The following is a 23735-nucleotide window of genomic DNA, read 5'->3' on the forward strand; positions in this document are numbered from 1 at the left end:
GCGTGGGTTTGCTTGAGAAGGCTCTCGGGTACACCATGGAAGTCACGGATCGTTCGCGACCGTGCTAACCCGGTCTGGCTCCTCCCCCCCCCGAGTCGGACCGTGGGGACGACCCCCGCTCTCCCCCCCGGCGGGGGTCGTCGCATGTCCGGACCCGTTTTCGGGTCCTTTTTTCATGCCTGTTTCCCGGGATTTCGAGCCGTGCGGCCAGAGATCACCACCCGACCTGGCGGTCACTTTGTGTGACGATCGGACTGCGCTGCGGAGGGGTTCCAGAGATCGCCGGGGTGGTTCCCGAGGGGGTCCGGAGCGGTTCCCGAGCCCTTCCCGGAGGGTGTGCGGGCTCAGTTCCCGCGGCAGTTCCCGCGCCGGCTCCCGGATGTCACCGGTATGGGTGAGCGGGATATTCACATCCCTTCTCACATCCACAGTTTTTGACCAAGATCCACATGATTTCCGGGATCGCTGCACGGTGATTCCGCAGGCGAAGTCCGGGCGGCCGTTCATGGCCGGTTCGTGATGACGAGCCGCGCCGGCGCCCGGTATTCGGCGCTCCGGTGCCGGCGGCTTCGCGGCGGACCGTCCTCGTCCGCGCGGCGGGCGGGGACACGGAGACAGGGGGATCGGATCGTGGTGGAGGACAGCGCGGGGAACCCGCGGGGCGGGCGGCAGGCGCCGCTGATCGTGACGGAGGATGTCGGGCTCCTCGACGACCTGCTGCGGCTGTGCGCGGCGGCGGGCGTGCGCCCCGAGGTCGGACACGAGGCACCGGACGGCAGAGGCGGCTGGGAGGCGGCGCCCCTGGTGCTCGTCGGCGGCGATGCGGCGGGCCGGCTGCGCGGCACGGCCCGGCGCGCGGGGGTCCTGCTCGTCGAGCGGGACCAGGACGACCCCGGGGTGTGGCGGCGGGCCGTGGAGATCGGCGCCGAGCAGGTGCTGATGCTGCCGGATGCCGAGCAGTGGCTGATGGACCGGATCGCCGATGTCGCCGAGGGCGTGGGGCGGCCCGCGCTGACCGTCGGCGTCCTCGGCGGCCAGGGCGGCGCCGGCGCCTCGACGCTGGCCTGCGGTCTGGCGACGGCCTCCGCGGCGGCCGGGCGGCGCACCCTGCTGGTCGACGCGGACCCGATCGGCGGCGGCCTCGACGTGCTCCTCGGCGGGGAGGCGGCGGACGGGCTCCGCTGGCCGGCGTTCGTCCACTCCCGCGGCCGGGTCGGCGCCACGGCCCTGGAGGAGTCGCTGCCCTGTCTGCACGGCCTGCGCGTGCTCAGCTGGGACCGCGGCGACCTGACGGCGCTGCCGCCCGAGGCGATGCGCGTGGTGCTCGCGGCGGGGCGGCGCAGCGGCGGGGCCGTCGTGGTGGACCTGCCGCGCCGGGTCGACGCGAGCGCGGTGGAGGCGCTGGCCCAGCTCGATCTGGCCCTGCTCGTGGTGCCGCCGGACCTGCGGGCCGTCGCCGCCGCCCGGCGGGTGGCCGACACGGTGGGGATGGTGGTGCGGGACCTGCGCGTGGTGACGGCGCCCCCGCGCGGTGCGCGACGCTCCGGGCTGCTGGACGCGGACGAGGTGGCCCGGCTCCTCGGACTGCCCCTCGCGGGCGAACTCCCGCTGGACACGGGCCGGCCGGCGGACGGGACGCCCGGGTCGGCGTCCGGCGGACCGCTGCGCCGGTTCTGCACCGGGTTCTGGGAGCGGATGCCGGTGACCGCGGGGCCGGGGGAGGCGCCGTGAGCGCGGTGGTCGGGGCGCGGATGCTCGACGGGGTGCGGCAGTGGCTCGCGGAGACCGGATCGGAGGCCACCCCCGCACGCGTCGCCGAGGCGCTCAGGGCCCAGGGCCGTGTCCTCGGCGACGCCGAGGTCCTCGGCGTCGCGGGCCGGCTGCGCTCGGAGCTGGTGGGCGCGGGCCCGCTGGAGCCGCTCCTCGCCGACCCCTCGGTGACGGACGTCCTGGTCTCGGCGCCCGACCGGGTGTGGGTCGACCGCGGCGGCGGCCTGGAGCGGACCGACGTGACCTTCGACAGCGCCGCCGCCGTGCGCAGGCTGGCCCAGCGACTGGCCGCCGTGGTGGGGCGCCGCCTCGACGACGCCCGGCCCTGGGTGGACGCCCGCCTGCCCGACGGCACCCGGCTGCACGCGGTCCTGCCACCGGTCGCCGTGGGCTGCACCTGCCTGTCGCTGCGGGTCGTACGCCCCCGGGCGTTCACCCTGAAGGAACTGGTGGCGGCCGGGACGGTGCCGCCGGGCGGCGACCGGGTGCTGCGCGCGCTGCTCGACGCCCGGCTGTCTTTCCTGATCAGCGGCGGCACGGGCACCGGCAAGACGACGCTGCTGAGCGCGCTCCTCGGCCTGGTCGGCCCGGACGAGCGCATCGTCCTCGCCGAGGACTCCGCCGAGCTGCGCCCCGACCATCCGCACGTGGTCCGCCTGGAGGCCAGGCCCGCCAACCAGGAGGGGGCCGGCGCCGTCGGCCTCGACGACCTGGTCCGGCAGGCGCTGCGGATGCGGCCGGACCGCCTCGTCGTCGGCGAGGTGCGCGGCGCCGAGGTCGTCTCGCTCCTGGCCGCGCTCAACACCGGCCACGAGGGCGGCTGCGGCACCCTGCACGCCAACGCGGCGGGCGATGTGCCGGTCCGCCTGGAAGCGCTGGGAACGGCTGCGGGCCTGGACCGGGCAGCACTGCACAGCCAGTTGGCGGCCGCTGTGTCGGTGGTGCTGCACCTCGTACGGGACCGGGGTGGACGGCGCCGGGTGGCACAGGTGCGGGTGCTCGAGCGGGACGAGCAGGGCTGGGTGCGGGCCGTTCCGGCGCTGGAGTGGCACGAGCGGGGATTCGTGCCGGGGGAGGGGTGGGAGCGGCTGGGGGGCTTGTTGGGGGTGGGGGTGGGGCTGGGGTGACTGATGGGGGTGACTGATGGGGGGTGACTGGTGCGAGGAGTGGAGGTGGAGATGTCCGGGGGCGTGGTCGTGATCGTGGTCGTGGTTCTGGGGTTGATCGGGGTGGCGGTCGTGGTGTGGGCCGTGCGGGTGCGGGACGCCGAAGCACGGCGGGTGCGGGCGGTGTTCGGCGAGGCGGCGGGCGTCGAGGCGCCACCGGTCTGGCGGAGTGCGGGTGAGCGCGCCTGGGGGTGGTTGCGCGGTCGGCCCGAATGGGGGTGCGCGGTGGCCGGGGCGCTGATCGGGGTCGCGGGAGCCTCGCCGCTGCCGCTGGTTCTCGGCACCTGCTCGGTGCCCGTGGCGGCGCGGGCACGCCGGGGAAGAGCGGCGCTGCGGATGCGGGAGCGGCGCGGGGACGCCGTGATCCGGTTGTGCGAGGTGCTGGCCGGAGAGGTCCGGGCGGGTCGGCAGCCGGGTGCGGGGCTGACCGTCGCCGTACGGGAGTCGGGCGCGCTGTCGGGCAGGGGGAGCGCGGCGGTGACGGCTGCGGCCCGGTTCGGCGGCGACGTGCCCGAGGCACTGCGGGCGGCGGCCGGGGAGCCGGGCGCCGAGGGGCTGCGAGGGCTGGCGGCGTGCTGGCACGTGGCGGTGGACCGGGGGGCCGGACTCGCGGCCGGGCTGGAACGGCTGGCGGACGCGTTGCGGGCGGAGCGGGATCAACGGGCTGATCTGAGAGCCCAGTTGGCTGGCCCGTGGTCCACAGCCGTGATGCTCGCCGGGCTGCCGGTGCTGGGGCTGCTGCTCGGATCGGCGCTGGGCGCCCAGCCGTTGAGGGTGCTGCTGCACACCGGGGCCGGTGCGGGGTGCCTGGTGGTGGGCGGGGTGTTGGAGGCGGCGGGGCTGTGGTGGGCGTCCCGGATCGTGCGCGGGGCGGAGGCGTGAGGGGGTGCGGGTGCCTTGATGTGGCGGGGTGAGGGGGTGAACGGGGTGATGACGGGTGCTGATGGATGGCCGATAGCTGGTGCCGGATCACGGATCACGGATCACGGATCACGGATCACGGTTCGTGGCTCCCGGAGTTCGGATCACGGGTGACGGGTGACGGGTGACGGATCACGGGTGACGGATCACGGATGACGGGCGAATGGGCGAATGCGTGAATGGGCGATGGGAGCGGTGAGCGGTATGGAAGTTGTCCACAGGCTGGGGGCAGTGCTGTGTGCGGCGCTGGCGGTGGTGTGGCTGGCGCGGGCAGTCGAGGCGCGGTGGCGGGAACGTGAGCTTCGGCGCCGGGTGCGGCTGGTGTTGGACGTCGTGGCGCTGGATGCGAGGCGGAGGGGCTTCGCGGTGCCGGGGGCGGTGCGCCGGTGGGCTCCGGTGGCCGGGGCGGTGAGCGCCGGGTACGTGGTGGTCGGCGGGGTGGCGGGGCTGCTCGTCGGGGCCGTCGCGGGGGGAGCGGTCTGGCGTTGGCGGCAGCGCCGTGCCGCGACGACCGAGGGTGATGACAGCGCCGAGGCGAGGCGCCAACTGCCGCTTGCGGCCGATCTGCTGGCCGCCTGCATCGCGGCCGGTGCGGTGCCGGTGGAGGCCGCGCGGGTCGTCGGGGAGCCGTTGGGCGGGCCGGTCGGGAGAGGGCTGGCGCGGGGAGCGGCGCAGGTGCGCCTGGGTGGTGAACCGGGCATGGCGTGGCGGGAGTTGGCCCGGTTGCCGGGGGCCGCCGTGCTGGTTCGGCTGCTGGAGCGGTCCGGTGAGTCCGGGGCGCCGGCGGCGGGGCCGGTCGCCCGGATCGCCGCCGAGTGCAGAGCGGAACGGGGACGCGGAGCGACTGCCGTGGCGCGCCGCGCGGCCGTCGCCGTCACCGCTCCGGTGGGGCTGTGCTTTCTGCCGGCCTTTCTCGTGATCGGGGTGCTGCCGGTGGTGATCGGTCTCGGTGACGGGATGTTGGGCGGCCGGTGAGCCGCACGGGAGGTCCGGACCGCCGGATCTCCGGATTTCAGTACTACGTACGGGGGTTGAGATGAACGGAACGCGTGGGACGAGGGCGACGAGCATGCACCGGAGGCTGCGAGGAGGTCTGCTGGCGTGGGCGCGGCGGGTGCGGTCGGCGACGCGCGGGGATGCCGGGATGGTCACGTCGGAGTACGCGGTGGGGCTGATCGCGGCCGTCGGGTTCGCCGGGGTGCTCTACCAGGTGGTGACCAGCGACGTCGTCCAGTCGGCACTTCAATCGCTGGTCGCGAAGGCGCTCCATGGCTCGTTCTGAGACGGGCCGGGGGCGGGGCCGTCGGCGGGGCCGGTGCCGGGACGGCGGGTTCGTGACGGCGGAGGCGGCGGTGGTGCTGCCCGTGCTGGTGGCGTTCACGATGGCGCTGGTCTGGGCGCTGGTCGCGGCGTCCGATCAGATCCGCTGTGTGGACGCCGCGCGGACCGGGGCCAGGGCGGTGGCCCGCCAGGAGCCGGAGGACGCCGCCGTTGCCGCCACTCGCGAGGCGGCTCCGCGCGGCGCGCGGGTCGAGGTCAGACGAGAGAGCGGGCTGGTCAGGGTGACGGTGCTGGCCCGCGCGGCCGGGCCGGGCCCGCTCGGCGTGGAGTTGCGCGCGGAGGCGGTCGCGGCGACCGAGGAGACGACGGACCCGGGGCCGACTGCGCCGGCGGCGGACGGGGGCCCGGCGGCGACTGCGCCGGGGACGGACGACCCGGAGAGGAGTGCGACGGGGGCGACTGCGGCGGCGAGGTCGGGCCCGTGGTCGCCGGAGGGCCGGGAGGCGGTGCGAGGAGCTCAGGGGCTGCCGTGAGGGGCTGTGAGGCGTCAGGAGAGGGCTGGGAGGCGGCATGAGGAGCCGAGGCGGCACGGGAAGCTGCGGGGCGCTGTGCGGGGCCGTGGGGCGTCACGGAGGCGGCCGGGAGAACCGGGACGGCGGCTCGGGACCGCCGAGAGGCGCGATGAGGAGCCGAGGGGAAGGCCGGTGGCGGCGGATCCGGCTGAGGGGGGATCGAGGGGCCGCGACCGTCTGGACGGTCATGGCCATGGCTGTCGTGGGTGCCGTGTTCGGGGGTGTTCTCGTGCTGGGTCAGGCGGTCCAGATCAGGCACCGGGCGGGCGGCGCGGCCGACCTGGCCGCGCTGGCGGCGGCCGAGCGGTGGACGCAGGGCGGTGAGCGGGCCTGTGCGGCGGCCGCGCGGGTGGCCCGGGCGCAGGGGGCGAGTGTCGTGCGCTGCGCAGTTCGCGGGGAGGTGGCCGAGGTGACGGCGGGGGTGGGCAGCGGCGTCCTGGCGGCCGAGGTGCGGGCTCGGGCGGGTCCCGGCGGCCCGGCACCGACGGCCCCCGGAACGGAGCCGAGACCGGACCTGCCTACACGCTCGGGCCCGCCTACGAGCCCGGATCCGAGCCCGCCCACGCACCCCGACCCGGACCCGCCCGCGCCTACCGGACCGGGACCGGACCCGCCCACACCCGCGCCCACCGGACCGGATCCGCATACCGGACCGGATCCGCCTACCGGGCCGGAACCGGATCGGTAGGCGGATCCGGTGCCTGCTTCAGCAGCGTGCTGAGCAGCCGGACCGCGCCCCGCTTGTGCAGCGGATCGTTGCCGTTGCCGCACTTGGGGGACTGGATGCAGGACGGGCAGCCGGCCTCGCACTCGCAGGAGGCGATGGCCTCGCGGGTGGCGGTCAGCCACTCCTTGGCGGTGTGGAAGGCGCGCTCGGCGAAGCCCGCCCCGCCGGGGTGGCCGTCGTAGACGAAGACCGTGGGCAGCAGCGTGTCAGGGTGCAGCGGGATCGAGACGCCGCCGATGTCCCAGCGGTCGCAGGTGGCGAAGAGCGGGAGCATGCCGATGGAGGCGTGTTCGGCGGCGTGAAGGGCGCCGCCGAGGATCTCGGGGTTCACCCGGGCGTCGTCCAGCTGGTCCTCGGTGACCGTCCACCACACCGCGCGGGTGCGCAGCGTACGGGGAGGGAGGTCGAGTCTGGTCTCGCCGAGGACTTCACCGGTGATGAGGCGGCGGCGCAGGTAGCCGACGACCTGGTTGGTGACCTCCACGGAGCCGTAGCACAACGAGCCGTCGCCCCAGGGCACTTCGACGTCCGTCTCCAGGATGGAGATGGCCGTGGTGTCGCGCGCCGTCGTGGAGTAGGTGGGGTTCGCGGGCTCGACCAGGGCGACGTTGTCGTCGAGGTCCAGCTGCTTGACGACGTAGGTGCGGCCCTGGTGGAGGTGGACGGCACCGTCGTGGACGGTGGTGTGGGCCGAGCCCGCGTCGACCGTGCCGAGGAGCCGGCCGGTGCTCGCCTCGACGATCTGGACCGGGTCGCCGCCCTCGCCGCGGATGTCGGCCAGGTCGGCGGCGGACTCGCGGCGCGTCCAGTGCCAGGCCCTGGTGCCGGAGCGGCGGCGGAGCAGCTTCGCCGCCTCCAGTTGCGGGAGGAGGGTGACCGCGGCCGGGCCGAAGAGGGCGAAGTCCGGTTCCGTGAGGGGGAGTTCGGAGGCGGCCGCGCACAGGTGCGGGGCCAGCACGTAGGGGTTGTCGGGGTCGAGGACCGTCGACTCCACCGGCTGCTCGAAGAGGGCTTCCGGGTGGTGGACCAGGTAGGTGTCCAGCGGGTCGTCGCGGGCCACGAGGACGGCGAGCGCCCCCTGGCCCGAGCGGCCGGCCCGGCCCGCCTGCTGCCACAGCGACGCCCGGGTGCCCGGATAGCCGGCGATCACCACGGCGTCGAGGCCGGAGACGTCGATGCCGAGTTCGAGGGCGGTGGTGGCGGCGAGGCCGAGGAGCTCGCCGGAGTGCAGGGCGGCTTCGAGGGCGCGCCGCTCCTCGGCCAGGTAGCCGCCGCGGTAGGCGGCGACGCGGCCCGGCAGCGAGCGGTCGATCTCGGCGAGGCGCTCCTGGGCGATCACCGCGATCAGCTCGGCGCCGCGCCGGGACCGTACGAAGGCGACCGAGCGGATGCCCTGCACCGTGAGGTCGGTGAGCAGGTCGGCCGTCTCGGCGGTCGCCGTCCGGCGCACCGGGGCGCCCTTCTCGCCCTGCATCTCGGTGAGCGGCGGCTCCCAGAGGGCGAAGACCAGCTCGCCGCGGGGCGAGGCGTCGTCGGCGACCTCGACGACCGGCAGGCCGGTGAGGCGCCGCGCGGCGACCGCGGGCTCGGCCGCCGTGGCCGAGGCGAGGAGGAAGACGGGGGAGGAGCCGTAGCGGGCGCAGAGGCGGCGCAGCCGGCGCAGGATCTGGGCGACGTGCGAGCCGAAGACGCCGCGATAGGTGTGGCACTCGTCGATGACGACGTATTTGAGCGCTTTGAGGAAGGAGGACCAGCGCGGGTGCGAGGGCAATATCCCGCGGTGCAGCATGTCGGGATTGGTCAGGACGTAATTGGCGTACTGCCGCACCCACTCCCGTTCCTCGAACGGGGTGTCGCCGTCGTACACCGCCGGCCGGATCGCCGTGCCCAGCGGTCGGGAGAGGTCCTTCACCGATCGGCACTGGTCGGCCGCGAGGGCCTTCGTCGGGGCGAGGTACAGGGTGGTCGCCCCGCGGCCGTTCGGCGCCTCGGAGCCGTCCAGGAGCGCCGAGAGGGCCGGGACGAGGTACGCCAGGGACTTCCCGGAGGCCGTGCCGGTGGCCACCACCACGGAATCGCCGTCGAGGGCGTGCTCCGCCGCCTGCGCCTGGTGGGCCCAGGGGTGCTCGATCCCGGCTCCCTGGACCGTCGCGACGATCTCGGCGCGGATCCGGTCCGGCCAGACTGCATGACGTCCCGGACGAGGGGGCAAGTGCTCCGTATGGGTGATGCGCGCAGCCCTGCTGGGACCCGAGGCGAGCCTGTCCAGAATCGCCCCGGGAGCAGGGCGGGAGGGCTCGGTAGCCGAGGGTCGTCGGGATCGGTGATTCTTGGCCATCGGCACCGAGTGTGTCACTGGCATGACGGACAATGCTCCCAAGGCGTCGTGCATGCCTGCTGGTAAGTGATTGAATGCCTTCGCGGCTGGCGAACCGTCCCGGGGGATCAAGCCGAGGTGTCCCCGAGGGGCGACCGCTCGATAGCAAGGTGCTGGAGGATCCGTGGACCTGTCCCTGTCGACCCGTACCGTCGGCGATCGTACGGTCGTCGAGGTCGGTGGAGAAATCGATGTGTATACCGCGCCCAAGCTGCGCGAGCAGCTGGTCGAGCTGGTGAATGACGGCAGTTTCCACCTTGTCGTCGACATGGAGGGCGTGGACTTCCTCGACTCCACCGGGCTCGGCGTGCTGGTCGGCGGCCTGAAGCGGGTGCGTGCCCACGAGGGCTCGCTGCGCCTGGTCTGCAACCAGGAGCGCATTCTCAAGATCTTCCGGATCACCGGCCTGACCAAGGTGTTCCCGATCCACACCTCGGTCGAGGAAGCCGTCGCGGCGACCGACTGAGCCGGTGACCGGCCGAGCCGCCCGGTGACACATCCGGGTGACTGGGCCGGCTCATCGCGGGAAGATCGATAGAGAGACGGGGATCGGGCGGCCAAGAACCGTGCCCGGTCCCCGAGAGCACGCCCGTACGTCCGAGGGGGATGCATGGCAACCGTCGAACTCCGCTTCAGCCCTCAGCCCGAGCACGTCCGTACGGCCCGCCTCGCGGCGGCCGCGGTGGCGCGCAGGTCGGGTGTGGACGAAGCCGTGCTCGACGAGGTCAGGCTCGCCGTCGGTGAGGCCTGCTCCCGCGCCGTCGGGCTGCACCAGGCCGCCGGGATCACGGCGCCGGTGCGGGTGGCGCTGATCGAGGAGGAGAAGCAGTTCTCCATCGAGGTCGGTGACGAGGCGCCGCACGCGACCGCCTCCGCCCCCGGAGTCCTCGGCACGCCCGAGGACTCGGACGCCGAGATCGAGGACGAGATGGGCCTCGCCGTCATCAGCGGCCTCGTCGACGACGTCGAGGTCACCGCGGACGCGGACGGCGGTCTCATCCGGATGAGGTGGCCGACCCTGCCCGCGACGCTGCTCCCCTAGCGATCATCGCGCTTTCCCACCGAAGATCCTGTTCATCGTCATGATGAGCGGGATCTTTTTCATTTCCGGGGAGATCGTCGATCTTTCCTCCCGTCGCGGGAGCGCCGGAAAAAGATCTCCGCGGTTTATCGATCATTCTCCTGGTGGAGAACAATTCCGTTTACGGCGCCCTGTTGAGATCAGGTTCCGCTCCCTACAATCCGTCCACATCTTGAGCTCAGCCCAAGCGTCAAGGAGGACGAATGGCGGAGCCTTCTCAGTTCGCAAGCCTCGCAGCCGCAGTTCTGACGGACGACAACCGACTGATCGTGATCGTCATCGCGCTCGTCGCGCTCGCGGCGCTCGCCGTCGCGGGGGTCCTGGTGCGTCAGGTGCTCGCGGCCGGCGAGGGCACCCCATCCATGCAAGAGATCGCGGCCGCGGTGCAGGAAGGCGCGAAAGCCTATCTGGGGCGACAGTTGCGCACCCTCGCCGTATTCGCCGGCGTGGTGGTCTTCCTGCTCCTGCTGCTGCCGGCCGACGACTGGAATCAGCGCGCCGGGCGTTCGATCTTCTTCTTGGTCGGCGCGGTGTTCTCGGCGGTCACCGGCTATATCGGAATGTGGCTGGCGGTGCGCAGTAATGTGCGTGTGGCCGCCGCGGCCAGAGAAGCGACACCGGCGGAGGGTGAGCCGGAAAAGGATCTCACCACCGTTTCGCACCACGCCATGAAGATCGCATTTCGCACGGGTGGCGTCGTCGGCATGTTCACGGTGGGCCTCGGACTGCTCGGCGCCGCCTGCGTCGTCCTCGTCTACGCCGCCGACGCGCCCAAGGTCCTGGAGGGATTCGGGCTCGGCGCCGCGCTGATCGCCATGTTCATGAGGGTCGGCGGCGGCATCTTCACCAAGGCCGCCGACGTCGGCGCCGACCTGGTCGGCAAGGTCGAGCAGGGCATTCCGGAGGACGATCCGCGCAATGCCGCGACCATCGCGGACAACGTGGGCGACAACGTCGGCGACTGCGCAGGGATGGCCGCCGACCTCTTCGAGTCGTACGCCGTCACGCTGGTCGCCGCGCTGATCCTGGGCAAGGCGGCCTTCGGCGACGCCGGGCTGGCGTTCCCGCTGATCGTGCCCGCGATCGGCGTCGTCACGGCGATGATCGGCATCTTCGCCGTCGCGCCACGCCGGACCGACCGCTCGGGCATGAGTGCCATCAACCGCGGCTTCTTCATCTCCGCGGTGATCTCGCTCGCCCTGGTGAGCGCGGCCGTCTTCCTGTACCTGCCGGGCCGGTACGCCGACCTGGACGGGGTCACCGACGCCGCCATCCGGGCCAAGGACGGCGACCCGCGGATCCTCGCGGTCATCGCCGTCGCCATCGGCATCGTGCTCGCGGCCCTCATCCAGCAGCTCACCGGCTACTTCACCGAGACCACACGGCGCCCCGTGCGGGACATCGGCAAGTCGTCCCTCACGGGCCCGGCCACCGTGGTCCTGGCGGGCATCTCGGTGGGCCTGGAGTCGGCCGTGTACACGGCCGTGCTGATCGGGCTCGGCGTCTACGGCGCCTTCCTGCTCGGCGGCACGTCGATCATGCTGGCGCTGTTCGCGGTCGCCCTGGCCGGCACCGGGCTGCTGACCACCGTCGGCGTGATCGTCGCCATGGACACCTTCGGGCCCGTCTCCGACAACGCCCAGGGCATCGCGGAGATGTCCGGCGACGTGCAGGGCGCGGGCGCCCAGGTGCTCACCGACCTCGACGCCGTCGGCAATACGACGAAGGCCATCACCAAGGGCATCGCCATCGCCACGGCCGTCCTCGCCGCCGCCGCGCTCTTCGGCTCGTACCGCGACGCGATCCTCACGGCGGCGGGCGACGTCGGCGAGAAGGTCGGCGACGGCGGGCCGATGAACCTGGTCATGGACATCTCGCAGCCCAACAACCTGGTGGGGCTCATCGCCGGAGCCGCGGTGGTGTTCCTCTTCTCCGGGCTGGCCATCAACGCCGTGTCGCGCTCGGCGGGTTCGGTGGTCTACGAGGTGCGGCGGCAGTTCCGCGAGCACCCCGGGATCATGGACTACACCGAGAAGCCGGAGTACGGGCGTGTCGTCGACATCTGCACCAAGGACGCGCTCAGGGAACTCGCCACGCCCGGGCTGCTCGCCGTCATGGCGCCGATCGCCATCGGCTTCACGCTCGGCGTGGGCGCCCTCGGCGCGTACCTCGCCGGGGCGATCGGCACCGGCACCCTGATGGCGGTGTTCCTCGCCAACTCCGGTGGCGCGTGGGACAACGCGAAGAAGCTCGTCGAGGACGGCCACCACGGCGGCAAGGGCAGCGAGGCGCACGCGGCGACGGTCATCGGGGACACCGTCGGCGACCCGTTCAAGGACACCGCGGGACCGGCCATCAACCCGCTGCTGAAGGTGATGAACCTCGTCGCGCTGCTCATCGCGCCCGCGGTCGTCAAATTCAGCTACGGCGACGACGCCAGCGTGCCCGTACGGGTCGTGATCTCCGTCGTCTCCCTCGGCGTCATCATCGGCGCGGTCTACGTCTCCAAGCGGCGCGGCATCGCCGTCGGCGACGACCCGGAGGACGACGGGAAGCCCGGCCGGGTGCCGGAGCAGGCGGACCCGGAGGCGGTGCCCCAGCACCGGTAGTCCTACGCACCTCTCAACAGACGGGCGGACAGCGCGTTTTGACGCACTGTCCGCCCACCTGCGTCTTCGGCCCGGAGACGAACTACTCGGCGTCCACCCCGTGAGCCTTCTCTCCCTTGGTGCAAATGGCTGCTAAAGGTCAATAAAGCGGTCTTACTGAACGCCCGAGGTGCGCCTGGCGTGTGCTCGGCGTGTAAGTTCCGGGGCCGTAAGCCATGGAAGGGACCAATCCGGTGAACAAGAAGCTTGCAGCCGCACTGTCCGGCGGTGCGGTACTGGTACTGGCGTTGTCGGGTTGCAGCGACGACAGCGACGAGAAGCTGGACTCCTGGGCCAAGCAGGTCTGCGACGCGGTCCAGCCGCAGGCGAAGAAGATCGAGTCCGCGAACGCGGCGATCCAGAAGCAGACGTCGGACAACAGCTCGCCGGCCGACGTGCGCAAGACGGACGCGCAGGCGTTCCAGGACATGTCCGACGCCTACAAGGCGATCGGCGACGCGGTCGACAAGGCCGGCGCCCCGCCGGTCGACAACGGCAAGACCAAGCAGCAGGACGCCGTCGACGAGCTGGACAAGATCTCCAAGTCGTACGCGGACCTGAAGGGCCAGGTCGACAAGCTCGACACCGATGACCAGGCCAAGTTCGCCGAGGGCCTCAAGGGCATCGCGGGCGAGCTCGACAAGCTCAGCCAGAGCGGCAGCGACGCCCTCAAGAACCTGGAGGAGGGGGACGTCGGCAAGGCGATGGCGAAGCAGGAGAGCTGCAAGAGCGCATCCGCCACGCCGTCGGCCTCGTAGGCCCGGCCCGGCCCGTGCCGTCGGCCCCGTAGGCCCGGCCCGGCCCGGCCCGCGCCACGCGCCCCCGGAGCAGCGCCGTCGTGCGCCGCGCCGGGGGCGTCGCCCGTTCCCCTCACCCACTGGGCGGGGCGCGGGCGGCCACGACAGGACCCGCGCCCGGGGGACGGCCGATGACCCGGCGGACGCGTCACAATGGGAGGCGTGAGTTCTCCCGTTGCCGCCCCCCTGCCCGCCGCCGACCGCCCGGAGGGCGTCCGCGCCCTGCGTGAGGCACTCCTCGAAGCCGAGTTCACCGCCGACGGGCTGCTCGACCTGCTCGGGGCCCCCGCCTACGCCGCGCTCGCGCGCAGCGAGACCGTGCCCGCCCTGCGCGCCACCCGGGGCGACCGCCCCCTGGAGACGCTCGTCCGGCTCTTCCTGCTCCAGCAGCCCGTGGCCCGCGACCGGCTGGCCGCCGTCCTCGACGTCGATACGTGCGTGGAGAGCGGCTGGCTGCGGGAGGCGGGCGGCGACGAGCTGGCCGCGACCGTCGACGTGCGCCCGTACGGGGGGCCGGACGGCGAGGACTGGTTCATCGTGTCCGACCTCGGCTGCGCCGTCGGCGGGGCCGGCGGCATCGGCAGCCGCGCGGAAGGCGTCGTCCTCGGCGTCGGCGGCGCGTCCACGACCCTGGCCGGGATCACCGTGCGCACCCCCGTCGACTCCGCCCTCGACATCGGCACCGGCTCGGGCATCCAGGCGCTGCACGCCTCCCGGCACGCCACCCGGGTGACCGCGACCGACCTGAACCCCCGCGCCCTGCACATCACCGCGCTGACCCTCGCGCTGTCCGGCGCCCCGGCGGCCGACCTGCGGGAGGGGTCGCTGTACGAGCCGGTCGGCGACGCCGCCGACGCCACGTACGACCTGATCGTGTCGAACCCGCCCTTCGTGATCTCCCCCGGCGCCCGGCTCACCTACCGCGACGGCGGGATGAGCGGGGACGATCTGTGCCGCTCGATCGTTCAGGGGGCGGGGGAGCACCTGAACGAAGGGGGACACGCCCAGTTCCTGGCCAACTGGCAGCACGTCGAGGGGGAGGAGTGGACCGAGCGGCTGCGCTCGTGGGTGCCGCGCGGCTGCGACGCCTGGATCGTGCAGCGCGAGGTGCAGGACATCACGCAGTACGCCGAGCTGTGGCTGCGCGACGCCGGTGACCACCGCACCGACCCGGCGGAGTACGCGGCCCGGTACGACGCGTGGCTGGACGAGTTCGAGGCGCGCAAGGTGAAGGCCGTCGGCTTCGGCTGGATCTCCCTGCGCAGGACGTCCCATGACGAGCCGTCGATCGTGGTCGAGGAGTGGCCGCACCCCGTCGAGCAGCCGCTCGGCGACACCGTGCGGGCGCACTTCGAGCGGGTCGACTGGCTGCGCACGCACGACGACGCGGCGCTGCTCCAGTCGTCGTTCGTGCTGGCCGGCGAGGTCGTGCAGGAGCAGGTCGGGATGCCGGGCGCCGAGGACCCGGAGCACGTCGTGCTGCGCCAGGGCCGCGGCATGCTCCGGGCGACCAAGGTGGACACGGTCGGCGCCGGGTTCGCCGGGGTGTGCGACGGGTCGCTGAGCGCCGGCACGATCCTGGACGCCATCGCCCAACTCGTCGGCGAGGAACCGGTGTTGCTGCGGGACCAGGTGCCCGCGCAGATCCGCACCCTGGTCGAGCTCGGCTTCCTGGAGCCCGCGGCCCCGGCCGCCGACCCGGCCGGCTAACCGCTCTTCGCCCGGCGCTGGACGGGAGTTCACCCCCGGTTGGCCTGTCCGTGTCACCGTCGCCTGCCTGGGCACCGCGACCGGTGCCCGTGATCCGGGAGGCAAGGCGATGGAGAGTACCCCCGCGCTCTTCGCGGGCACGGTGTTCGTGCTGTTCGGAGCGGGCCTCGTGGCCTGGACGGGGGCGCGCACCCTGCACCGGGAGCCGGTGGTGGACGGCGCGCACCCGACGGCCGCGGCGGTGCTCACCGGCGCGCTCGGGGTGGTGTCCCTGGGACTCGCGGTGTGGTGCTTCGCACAGGTGTGACGCCCCGACCGGCCCCCGCGCCGGCCATACCCTCCCGCGCCGGCCATACCCTCCCGCGCCGGCCACACCCTCTCCCGCCCGCCCACGGCGCGCGGTACCCGTTCACGGCACAGGGCCCGCCCCGCAGCAGCGGGGCGGGCCCTGTCGGGTGTGGCGGGGTGTCAGCCGCGCAGGACGCGGCCCTGCTTGTCGGTGCGGTCGTTGCTCGTGAAGAACAGGATCGCGTCGATCAGGGCCCAGATGCCGAGGCCGCCGCAGGTGAGCAGCTGGGCGACGCCGACGCCGACGCTGCCGACGTAGAAACGGCCGATGCCCAGTCCGCCCAGGAAGAGCTGGAGGACGCCCGCGACGATCTTGGACTTGTCGGAGTACGGGCGGCCCTGCGGGTCGTAGCCGTACGGGGCGTTGGGGTCGGACTCGGCGGGCTGGCCGGGCTGCGCGGGGTAGGACATGCGCGATGCTCCTCGGGGACAACACAAGGCACGGCGCGAGGCCGTGCCCATGAGCGGATGGTGGTGGCTGAGGCAGATGCGCCGTGTGGGGACGTTGCGCGCCTCGGAATGCTCAAATTTAGAGCCACTTGGGGCGCGCTTGACCCGAGCACAAGGTTTCGTGGCGGGTTTGTGACCTGAGGAGAACCGTCCCGGACGTCGCTGAAGGAGCGTCAGAAGGCGTTGCGCAGCACGGTCCAGACGACGGCGGTCACCAGGATCACCGCCTGGCCGCGCACCGGGATCCGGGGCTGCCAGCGGCGTCCGCGCAGCCCTTCCCACGCCCAGCGGCCCAGCAGCGCGAGGGCGAACGGGGCGGTGATGAGCAGCACCCGGTTGTCGTGCCAGGCCCCCACGAACCGGCCGTGCATCAGGTCGTACACCATGCGGGTGCCGCCGCACGCCGGGCAGAGCAGTCCGGTGGCCCACTGGAACGGGCAGCGGGGCAGCCAGTGGCCCGCCTCGTGCGGATCGGTGCCGTACAGATAGAGGGCGCCGACGACGCCCGCGGCGAGCACCGCCGCGGGGGCCGCCGCCGGGTGCCGCCACAGCGCCCTGACCCGGCCCGGGCCGTCAGCTGCGCAGGACACGGCCGTTCGAGTCCGTGGTGTTGTCGCTGGTCAGCAGGATGATGCCGTCGATCAGCGCCCAGATGCCGAGGCCGCCGCAGGTGAACAGCTGGGCCAGGCCGATGCCGACGTTCCCGATGTAGAAGCGGCCGACGCCGAGCGAGCCGAGGAAGAGCTGGAGGACGCCCGCGACGATCTTGGACTTGTCGGAGTACGGCCGGCCGTACGGGTCGTAGCCGTACGGCGCGTTCGGGTCGTAGCCCATGCCCATGCCGGGCTGCGGCGGGGGCGGGTAGCCACCGGGGACGCCGCCCGGCACGCCGCCGGGAGCGCCACCCGGGTACCCGTATCCGGGGCCGGCCTGGGAGTCGTATCCGGGGCCCGTCTGGGGGTAGCCGTAGCCGGGCTGCGGCGAGCCCTGCTGCGGGTATCCGTACGGCGACTGGCCGGACGGGGCCGGGGGCGGCTGCGGAGGCTGCGGCGGCTGCTGGCCGTAGGGGTTCTGGTCCTTGGGCGGCTGGCCGTAGGGATTGCTGTCGGACATCGGGGTGCTCCTGCGGTCGGGAAGCGTGGGGACGCGCCGGAGGGTCCCGCGGGCTCCCCCAGCCATCCGCCATCTTGTCAGGACCGGCCCTGGACGGGGAGGGAGGGCGGCCGGCTCCTCCTCTTCCCGCGCCCGGCAGGGGGCGTCCCGGACAGGAATTCCGTACGCACGGTGAGGGCGCGGACACCCGGAGCGCAGGGGTCCGCTCCCCGGTCCGGGGGCAGGATCACGAGGAGTCGGGTTACCGTTCCGAGTGGCTGCTGCGTGCTTTTCCCGTTTGACACACCGGCGGGAGGTACCGTCACACTCCGCAGCAGTGCCATTCAGCGGCGCCCCCAGCAGTGCCAGCCGCGACCAGAGAACGGCCCCAACCGCCGACCGGAGAGAAGAGCGAAGTTGTCCCCGACCAGCGAGACCGCACAGGGCGGCCGCCGACTCGTCATCGTCGAGTCGCCCGCCAAGGCGAAGACGATCAAGGGCTATCTCGGCCCTGGGTACGTCGTCGAAGCGAGCGTCGGGCACATCCGCGACCTCCCCAACGGCGCGGCCGAGGTCCCCGAGAAGTACACGGGCGAGGTCCGGCGCCTCGGCGTCGACGTCGAACATGACTTCCAGCCGATCTATGTGGTCAACGCGGACAAGAAGGCGCAGGTCAAGAAGCTCAAGGACCTGCTGAAGGACTCCGACGAGCTCTTCCTGGCCACCGATGAGGACCGCGAGGGCGAAGCCATCGCGTGGCACCTCCTGGAGGTCCTGAAGCCCAAGGTCCCCGTCCACCGGATGGTCTTCCACGAGATCACCAAGGACGCGATCCGCTCGGCCGTGGCCAACCCGCGCGAGCTGAACAAGCGGATGGTCGACGCCCAGGAGACCCGCCGCATCCTCGACCGCCTGTACGGCTACGAGGTCTCGCCGGTCCTGTGGAAGAAGGTCATGCCGCGCCTGTCGGCGGGCCGCGTCCAGTCGGTCGCCACCCGGCTCGTCGTCGAGCGGGAGCGCGAGCGCATCGCCTTCCGCTCCGCCGAGTACTGGGACCTGACCGGCACCTTCGCGACCGGCCGCGCCGGTGACCCCTCCGACCCGTCCTCCCTGGTCGCCCGCCTGTCCGCGGTCGACGGCAAGCGCATCGCGCAGGGCCGCGACTTCGACTCGCTGGGCCAGATCAAGGGCGGGAACTCGGCGAACACGCTGCACCTGGACGAGGCGAACGCGCGAGCGCTCGCCGCCGCCCTGGAGCACACCTCGTTCGCCGTCCGCTCGGTCGAGTCCAAGCCGTACCGCCGCTCGCCCTACGCCCCGTTCCGTACGACGACGTTGCAGCAGGAGGCCTCGCGCAAGCTGGGCTTCGGCGCCAAGGCGACCATGCAGGTGGCCCAGAAGCTGTACGAGAACGGCTTCATCACCTATATGCGTACCGACTCCACGACCCTGTCGGACACGGCGGTCTCGGCCGCCCGTGCCCAGGTCACGCAGTTGTACGGGTCGGACTACCTGCCGGACCGGCCGCGTACGTACGCGGGCAAGGTCAAGAACGCGCAGGAGGCGCACGAGGCGATCCGTCCCTCGGGCGACCGCTTCCGCACGCCCGCCGAGACCGGCCTGACCGGCGACCAGTTCCGCCTCTACGAGCTGATCTGGAAGCGGACCGTCGCCTCCCAGATGAAGGACGCGGTCGGCAACAGCGTCACGGTCAAGATCGCCGGTACGTCGAGCGACGGCCGCGACGCCGAGTTCAGCGCGTCCGGCAAGACCATCACCTTCCACGGCTTCCTGAAGGCGTACGTCGAGGGCGCCGACGACCCGAACGCGGAGCTGGACGACCGCGAGCGGCGCCTGCCGCAGGTCACCGAGGGCGACGCGCTGTCCGCCGAGGAGATCTCGGTCGACGGCCACGCGACCAAGCCCCCGGCCCGCTACACCGAGGCCTCCCTGGTCAAGGAGCTGGAAGAGCGCGAGATCGGCCGCCCGTCGACGTATGCGTCGATCATCGGCACGATCCTCGACCGCGGCTACGTCTTCAAGAAGGGGACCGCCCTGGTGCCCTCCTTCTTGTCCTTCGCCGTCGTCAACCTGCTGGAGAAGCACTTCGGCCGGCTCGTCGACTACGACTTCACCGCGCGGATGGAGGACGACCTCGACCGCATCGCGCGCGGCGAGGCGCAGGCCGTGCCGTGGCTGCGGCGTTTCTACTTCGGCGAGGGCGACGGCACCCCGGGCACCGGCGGCGCGGCCGACGCGGGCAACGGCGACGGGGACCACCTCGGCGGCCTGAAGGAGCTCGTGACCGACCTGGGCGCGATCGACGCCCGCGAGGTCTCGTCCTTCCCCGTCGGCAACGACATCGTGCTGCGCGTCGGGCGCTACGGCCCCTACGTGGAGCGCGGCGAGCGCGACTCCGAGAACCACCAGCGCGCGGACGTCCCCGACGACATGGCGCCCGACGAGCTCTCCGTCGAGTACGCGGAGGAACTGCTCGCCAAGCCGAGCGGCGACTTCGAGCTGGGCGCCGACCCGGTGTCGGGCCACCAGATCATCGCCAAGGACGGCCGCTACGGCCCGTACGTCACCGAGGTGCTCCCCGAGGGCACCCCGAAGACCGGGAAGAACGCGGTCAAGCCGCGCACGGCGTCGCTGTTCAAGTCGATGACGCTCGACACGGTGACCCTCGACGACGCCCTGAAGCTGATGTCGCTACCGCGCGTGGTGGGCGCCGACGCCGAGGGCGTCGAGATCACCGCGCAGAACGGCAGGTACGGGCCGTACCTGAAGAAGGGCACCGACTCGCGCTCCCTGACGGCCGAGGAGCAGCTCTTCACCATCACGCTGGAAGAGGCGCTGGAGATCTACTCCCAGCCCAAGCAGCGCGGGCGCGCGGCCGCCAAGCCGCCGCTCAAGGAGCTGGGCGAGGACCCGGTCAGCGGGAAGCCGGTCGTCGTCAAGGACGGGCGCTTCGGCGCGTACGTCACCGACGGCGAGACCAACGCGACGCTGCGGGCCGCCGACTCCGTGGAGGACATCACGCCCGAGCGCGGCTACGAGCTCCTCGCCGAGAAGCGGGCCAAGGGGCCGGCCAAGAAGACGGCGAAGAAGGCCGTCAAGAAGGCTCCGGCCAAGAAGACCGCCGCGAAGAAGGCCACCACGGCCAAGAAGACGGCGGCCAAGAAGACGACCACCGTGAAGAAGGCCACCACGGCGAAGAAGACGACGGCCGCGGCCAAGAAGGCGACGGCCTCTCCGGCGCCTTCCCCGGCGGCCGACGCGTAGGCACCGCGGTCGACGCGTAGGGCTCTGCGGCCGACGCCCGGGGCACCACGGCCGACGCGTGGGGCTCTGCGGTCGGCGGGCCGGTTTGCCTGGTAGGCAGCGGTTTGCGGCGTAGGCCTTTGTACGTAGACACATGGACGCCCCCGGTAGTTGTACCGGGGGCGTCCATTTGTTCGGACCGGGCCCACGGAGTGTCGGCCCGTCCCGATAGGCTGGACGAATGACCCGTGCCGAGCAGCCAACGGCCCCCCACACGGCCACAGACGACGCCCTGGTAGCGGACTCCCGAGAGCGCGCCGTGCGCGCGCTCCTGCGTGTGCCCCAGTTGAAACGGCTGTGGTCGGCGCAGCTCGTCGGAGGGGTCGGTGATGTGCTCGGGCTGCTTGTGCTCGTGGTGCTCACGTTGCAGGCGGCCATCTCCGAAGGCTCGTTCGGCGGTGGATACCGCGGGGTCGCCCTCGCCGTCACCGCCGTGTTCGGGGCGCGCATCCTGTCCACCCTGCTGTTCGGAGCCGTACTCCTCGGCCCGCTCACCTCACTGACCACCCCGGGCGGCCCGCTCGACCGGCGCTGGACCATGGTCGTCGCCGACGGCCTGCGCGCCGCGCTGCTGATCGTCGCCCCGCTCTGGATCGACTGGACCCCGGACAACGCGCTGGCGCTGATCCTCGTGACGGCCTTCGTCATCGGGGTCGCCGAGCGGTTCTGGACCGTCGCCAAGGAGAGCGCGGCGCCCGCACTGCTGCCCGCGCCGCCCCTGGAGGGCGCGGCCGTGCGGCCGCTGCCGGACCACCTGGACGCCCTGCGGCGCCTGTCGCTGCGCACCACGTTCGTCGGCGTCCCGCTGGCGGCCGCGGTCCTCCTGGCCGTCTCCCTCGTGCAGAACCTGCTCGGAGCGGGCGTCGACTGGTTCGACCTGCACCAGGCCGCACTGTCCTCGTACGTGGCCGCGGGGCTCTTCGCCGCGTCGCTGTCCGTCGTCTTCTTCCTCGAACTGCCCGGCACGCAGACCCCCCGCGCGCGCTCGCCGCTGGAGGGACTGCGCCGCCCGAAGACCGCCGCCGGCACCGACAAGGGACGCACGGGAGCCATCCCGCTGCTCGTCCTGGCCTGCGCCGCCGTCGCCGGAGCCGTCTCGGCCGCCGTCGCCGTGTCCGTGCTCCAGGCCAAGGACCTGAACGGCGGCCCGGTGACCTTCGGGCTGCTCGTGCTCGCCCTCACCGGCGGCACCGTCGTCGGCATCCGGTCCGCGCCGTCCGTCCTGCCGTCGCTCTCGCGCCGCCGCCTGCTGGCCCTGGCCATCGCGCTCACCGGCATCGGACTGCTCGTCGCCGGGCTCGTCCCCGACGTCACCAGTGTGATCATCATTCTCGCGCTGGCCGGCGTGACCGCGGGCATCGCCGCCAACACCGGGCACACCCTCCTCGACCAGGAGGCCGAGGAGTACCGCAGGGCCCGCATCACCGAGCACCTCCAGGCCGTCGTACGGCTCTCCCTCGCACTCGGCGCCCTGCTCGCGCCGCTCCTGGCCGCGCTGATCGGGCCGCACCGCCTGGAGAACGGCAAGTTCGTCTTCGCGCACGGCGGCGCCGCGTTCACCCTGATGCTGGTCGGCGCGCTGCTGCTGCCCGTCGCCGCGCTGGTCCTCGCCAAGGCCGACGACCGCAGCGGCGTACCGCTCCGGCACGACCTGCGGGACGCGCTGCTCGGCGGGCACGACCCGGCGCAGGCCCCCGCGAGCACCGGCTTCTTCATCGCCCTGGAGGGCGGCGACGGCGCCGGCAAGTCCACCCAGGCCGCCGCGCTCGCCGAGTGGATCCGCGACAAGGGCCACGAGGTCGTCGTCACGCGCGAGCCGGGCGCCACCCCGGTCGGCAAGCGCCTGCGGTCGATCCTGCTCGACGTCTCCTCCGCGGGCCTGTCCCACCGCGCGGAGGCGCTGCTCTACGCCGCCGACCGCGCCGAGCACGTCGACACCGTCGTGCGCCCCGCCCTGGAGCGCGGCGCCATCGTCATCTCCGACCGCTACATCGACTCGTCCGTCGCCTACCAGGGCGCGGGCCGCGACCTGTCGCCGGTCGAGGTCGCCCGCATCAACCGGTGGGCCACCAGCGGTCTCGTACCGAATCTGACCGTGCTGCTCGACGTCGACCCGGAGGCCGCCCGCGAGCGGTTCACCGAGGCGCCCGACCGGCTGGAGTCGGAGCCGGTGGAGTTCCACGCGCGCGTGCGCTCCGGTTTCCTCACGCTGGCCGCCGGTGACCCCGGCCGCTACCTCGTCGTCGACGCCGGGCAGGAGCCGGAGGCCGTCACCACCGTCGTCCGGCACCGCCTCGACACCCTGCTCCCGCTCTCCGAGGCCGAGATCCAGGCCCGCGAGGAGGCCCGCCGCAAGGCCGAGGAGGAGGCCCGCCGCAAGGCCGAGGAAGAGGCCGCCCGCAAGGCCGAGGAGGAGCGCGTCGAGCGCGAGCGGCAGGAGCAGCTCGCCAAGCTGCGCGCCGAGGAGGAGGAGCGCAAGCGCCGCGAGCTGGAGGAGGCGCAGCGCATCGAGGCCGAGCGGCAGGCCGAGGAGGCCCGCAAGCGCGCCGAGGAGTCCCGCCGCAAGGCCGAGGAGGAGCGCGTCCGGCTCCTCGCCGAGGAAGCGACCCGCAAGGCGGAGGAGGAGCGCCGCCAGCGGCAGGCCGAGGAGGAGGCGCGGCTGCGCGCCGAGGCCGAGGAGCGGCGGCTGGAGAAGCAGCGCAAGGCCGAGGAGGCGCTGCTGCGGGCCGAGGAGGCCCGGCAGCTCGCCGCGCAGGCCGCCGCCGCGGCGGCGGAGACGGCGCAGTTCCGCAAGGTCCGGGAGACCCGTACGGCCCCGCCGGCCGGCGCCTCCGCTCCGGCGCGCGATGCGGCACCGGCCGACCAGGACGTCTCCGACAACGAGGTGACCGTGTCGACGCCCGTCGTGCGGCCCGAGGACCTCGCAGCCGCCGACGAGACGGCGGTCCTGCCGGCGGTCCGGCCCGACGCGCCGGCGCCCTCGGACGCGGAGGAGACCGCGGTGCTGCCGCAGCCGCCCGCCGGGGCCGCGGACGAGACGGCCGTACTGCCGCAGGTGCCGGATCCGTCCGCGGACCGGGTGCCGCCGGGCTACTTCCGCGACGAGCGGCCGTCGGCGGAGAGCTCCGCGGAGCGCACCGCCGAGCTGCCGCAGATCGACGAGGAGGGCCGGCCGCGCCGCCGCCCCCGTTCCGACTGGGCGGAGGAGACCCCGCTGGACGACCTGCCGTCGCTGGCCGACGAACTGCTCGGCGGCCGGGACGACGACGATGAGGACGGTCGCGGGGGTCGGGGCGGACGGGGTGGCCGGGGCGGGCGGCGGCGCTGAGCGCTGGGCGCTGGCCGGTGCCGGGTGCTGAGGGGCGGGCCGGGGCTGGGGCTCTGGCCCGGCCCTGATGCCCGGCCGTGATGCCTGCTCCTGATGCCTGCGCCTGATGCCCGGCCCGGGTACCGGAGTGCCCGAGGTGTCCG

Annotated in this window: 19 protein-coding genes; 15 read left to right on the forward strand and 4 right to left on the reverse strand. The window is 73.2% G+C overall.

Annotated features, from left to right (window positions below):
* Positions 1-630 precede the first annotated feature (630 nt).
* The 7 genes from ssd to ACIP5K_RS13460 all read left to right on the forward strand — a co-directional run bounded on the left by ssd (position 631) and on the right by ACIP5K_RS13460 (position 6398).
* Entirely contained in the window at positions 631-1731 is a 1101-nt protein-coding gene (ssd, locus tag ACIP5K_RS13430; protein ID WP_401408683.1) for a septum site-determining protein Ssd, read from the forward strand.
* 20 nt (positions 1732-1751) lie between these two features.
* A complete protein-coding gene (locus ACIP5K_RS13435) occupies positions 1752-2897 on the forward strand; it encodes a TadA family conjugal transfer-associated ATPase (protein WP_401409006.1) in 1146 nt (381 codons plus the stop codon).
* A 51-nt stretch (positions 2898-2948) separates the two neighbouring features.
* Positions 2949-3818, forward strand: coding sequence for a type II secretion system F family protein (locus ACIP5K_RS13440; RefSeq protein WP_401409008.1), 870 nt, complete (start codon positions 2949-2951; stop codon positions 3816-3818).
* Between the two features lie 243 nt (positions 3819-4061).
* Positions 4062-4832 (forward strand): type II secretion system F family protein, encoded by a 771-nt coding sequence (locus tag ACIP5K_RS13445; RefSeq protein WP_401408686.1) that lies wholly within the window; start codon positions 4062-4064, stop codon positions 4830-4832.
* Between the two features lie 169 nt (positions 4833-5001).
* Entirely contained in the window at positions 5002-5139 is a 138-nt protein-coding gene (locus ACIP5K_RS13450) for a DUF4244 domain-containing protein (RefSeq protein ID WP_401408689.1), read from the forward strand.
* A complete protein-coding gene (locus tag ACIP5K_RS13455; protein WP_401408692.1) occupies positions 5126-5671 on the forward strand; it encodes a TadE family type IV pilus minor pilin in 546 nt (181 codons plus the stop codon). Before ACIP5K_RS13450 ends, ACIP5K_RS13455 begins: the two co-directional genes overlap by 14 nt.
* A gap of 148 nt (positions 5672-5819) precedes the next feature.
* On the forward strand, positions 5820-6398 hold the full coding sequence (locus tag ACIP5K_RS13460) for an Rv3654c family TadE-like protein (RefSeq protein WP_401408695.1): 579 nt from the start codon (positions 5820-5822) through the stop codon (positions 6396-6398).
* On the opposite strand, the gene ACIP5K_RS13465 is transcribed toward ACIP5K_RS13460, so the two are convergent.
* Positions 6373-8829 carry a DEAD/DEAH box helicase gene (locus ACIP5K_RS13465; protein WP_401408698.1) on the reverse strand — a complete coding sequence of 819 codons (2457 nt, stop codon included), beginning with the start codon at positions 8827-8829 and terminating at the stop codon, positions 6373-6375. The genes ACIP5K_RS13460 and ACIP5K_RS13465 overlap by 26 nt on opposite strands.
* 109 nt (positions 8830-8938) lie before the next feature.
* On the opposite strand from ACIP5K_RS13465, the gene bldG reads away from it, so the two are divergent.
* The 6 genes from bldG (at position 8939) to ACIP5K_RS13495 (ending at position 15357) form a co-directional block, all read left to right on the forward strand.
* A complete protein-coding gene (bldG, locus tag ACIP5K_RS13470; protein ID WP_003975386.1) occupies positions 8939-9280 on the forward strand; it encodes an anti-sigma factor antagonist BldG in 342 nt (113 codons plus the stop codon).
* Positions 9281-9424: 144 nt separating this feature from the next.
* Positions 9425-9856: an ATP-binding protein gene (locus ACIP5K_RS13475; protein ID WP_401408700.1), complete on the forward strand. Its 432-nt coding sequence runs from the start codon at positions 9425-9427 to the stop codon at positions 9854-9856.
* 242 nt (positions 9857-10098) lie between these two features.
* Positions 10099-12504: a sodium-translocating pyrophosphatase gene (locus tag ACIP5K_RS13480; RefSeq protein WP_401408703.1), complete on the forward strand. Its 2406-nt coding sequence runs from the start codon at positions 10099-10101 to the stop codon at positions 12502-12504.
* 215 nt (positions 12505-12719) lie between these two features.
* Complete coding sequence (locus tag ACIP5K_RS13485; protein WP_401408706.1) at positions 12720-13301, forward strand: small secreted protein; 582 nt, start codon at positions 12720-12722, stop codon at positions 13299-13301.
* 192 nt (positions 13302-13493) lie between these two features.
* On the forward strand, positions 13494-15050 hold the full coding sequence (locus tag ACIP5K_RS13490) for a methyltransferase (protein WP_401408709.1): 1557 nt from the start codon (positions 13494-13496) through the stop codon (positions 15048-15050).
* 109 nt (positions 15051-15159) lie between these two features.
* A complete protein-coding gene (locus tag ACIP5K_RS13495; RefSeq protein ID WP_401408712.1) occupies positions 15160-15357 on the forward strand; it encodes a hypothetical protein in 198 nt (65 codons plus the stop codon).
* Between the two features lie 161 nt (positions 15358-15518).
* Here ACIP5K_RS13495 and ACIP5K_RS13500 read toward each other — a convergent pair whose 3' ends face one another.
* The 3 genes from ACIP5K_RS13500 to ACIP5K_RS13510 all read right to left on the reverse strand — a co-directional run bounded on the left by ACIP5K_RS13500 (position 15519) and on the right by ACIP5K_RS13510 (position 16961).
* Positions 15519-15809: a TM2 domain-containing protein gene (locus tag ACIP5K_RS13500; RefSeq protein WP_401408715.1), complete on the reverse strand. Its 291-nt coding sequence runs from the start codon at positions 15807-15809 to the stop codon at positions 15519-15521.
* 212 nt (positions 15810-16021) lie between these two features.
* Positions 16022-16438, reverse strand: a complete 417-nt coding sequence (locus tag ACIP5K_RS13505) for a DUF2752 domain-containing protein (protein WP_401408717.1) — start codon at positions 16436-16438, stop codon at positions 16022-16024.
* Positions 16422-16961 (reverse strand): TM2 domain-containing protein, encoded by a 540-nt coding sequence (locus ACIP5K_RS13510; RefSeq protein ID WP_401408719.1) that lies wholly within the window; start codon positions 16959-16961, stop codon positions 16422-16424. The genes ACIP5K_RS13505 and ACIP5K_RS13510 overlap by 17 nt, the downstream gene beginning before the upstream one ends.
* A 396-nt stretch (positions 16962-17357) precedes the next feature.
* Between ACIP5K_RS13510 and topA the strand changes: the two genes are divergently transcribed.
* Together topA and tmk are read left to right on the forward strand one after the other, a co-directional pair.
* Entirely contained in the window at positions 17358-20225 is a 2868-nt protein-coding gene (gene topA / locus ACIP5K_RS13515; RefSeq protein WP_401408721.1) for a type I DNA topoisomerase, read from the forward strand.
* A 220-nt stretch (positions 20226-20445) separates the two neighbouring features.
* A complete protein-coding gene (gene tmk / locus ACIP5K_RS13520; RefSeq protein ID WP_401408724.1) occupies positions 20446-23592 on the forward strand; it encodes a dTMP kinase in 3147 nt (1048 codons plus the stop codon).
* The last annotated feature ends 143 nt before the right edge of the window (positions 23593-23735 follow it).

It is taken from the genome of Streptomyces sp. NPDC088785, assembly GCF_044750685.1.
Lineage (GTDB): Bacteria > Actinomycetota > Actinomycetes > Streptomycetales > Streptomycetaceae > Streptomyces.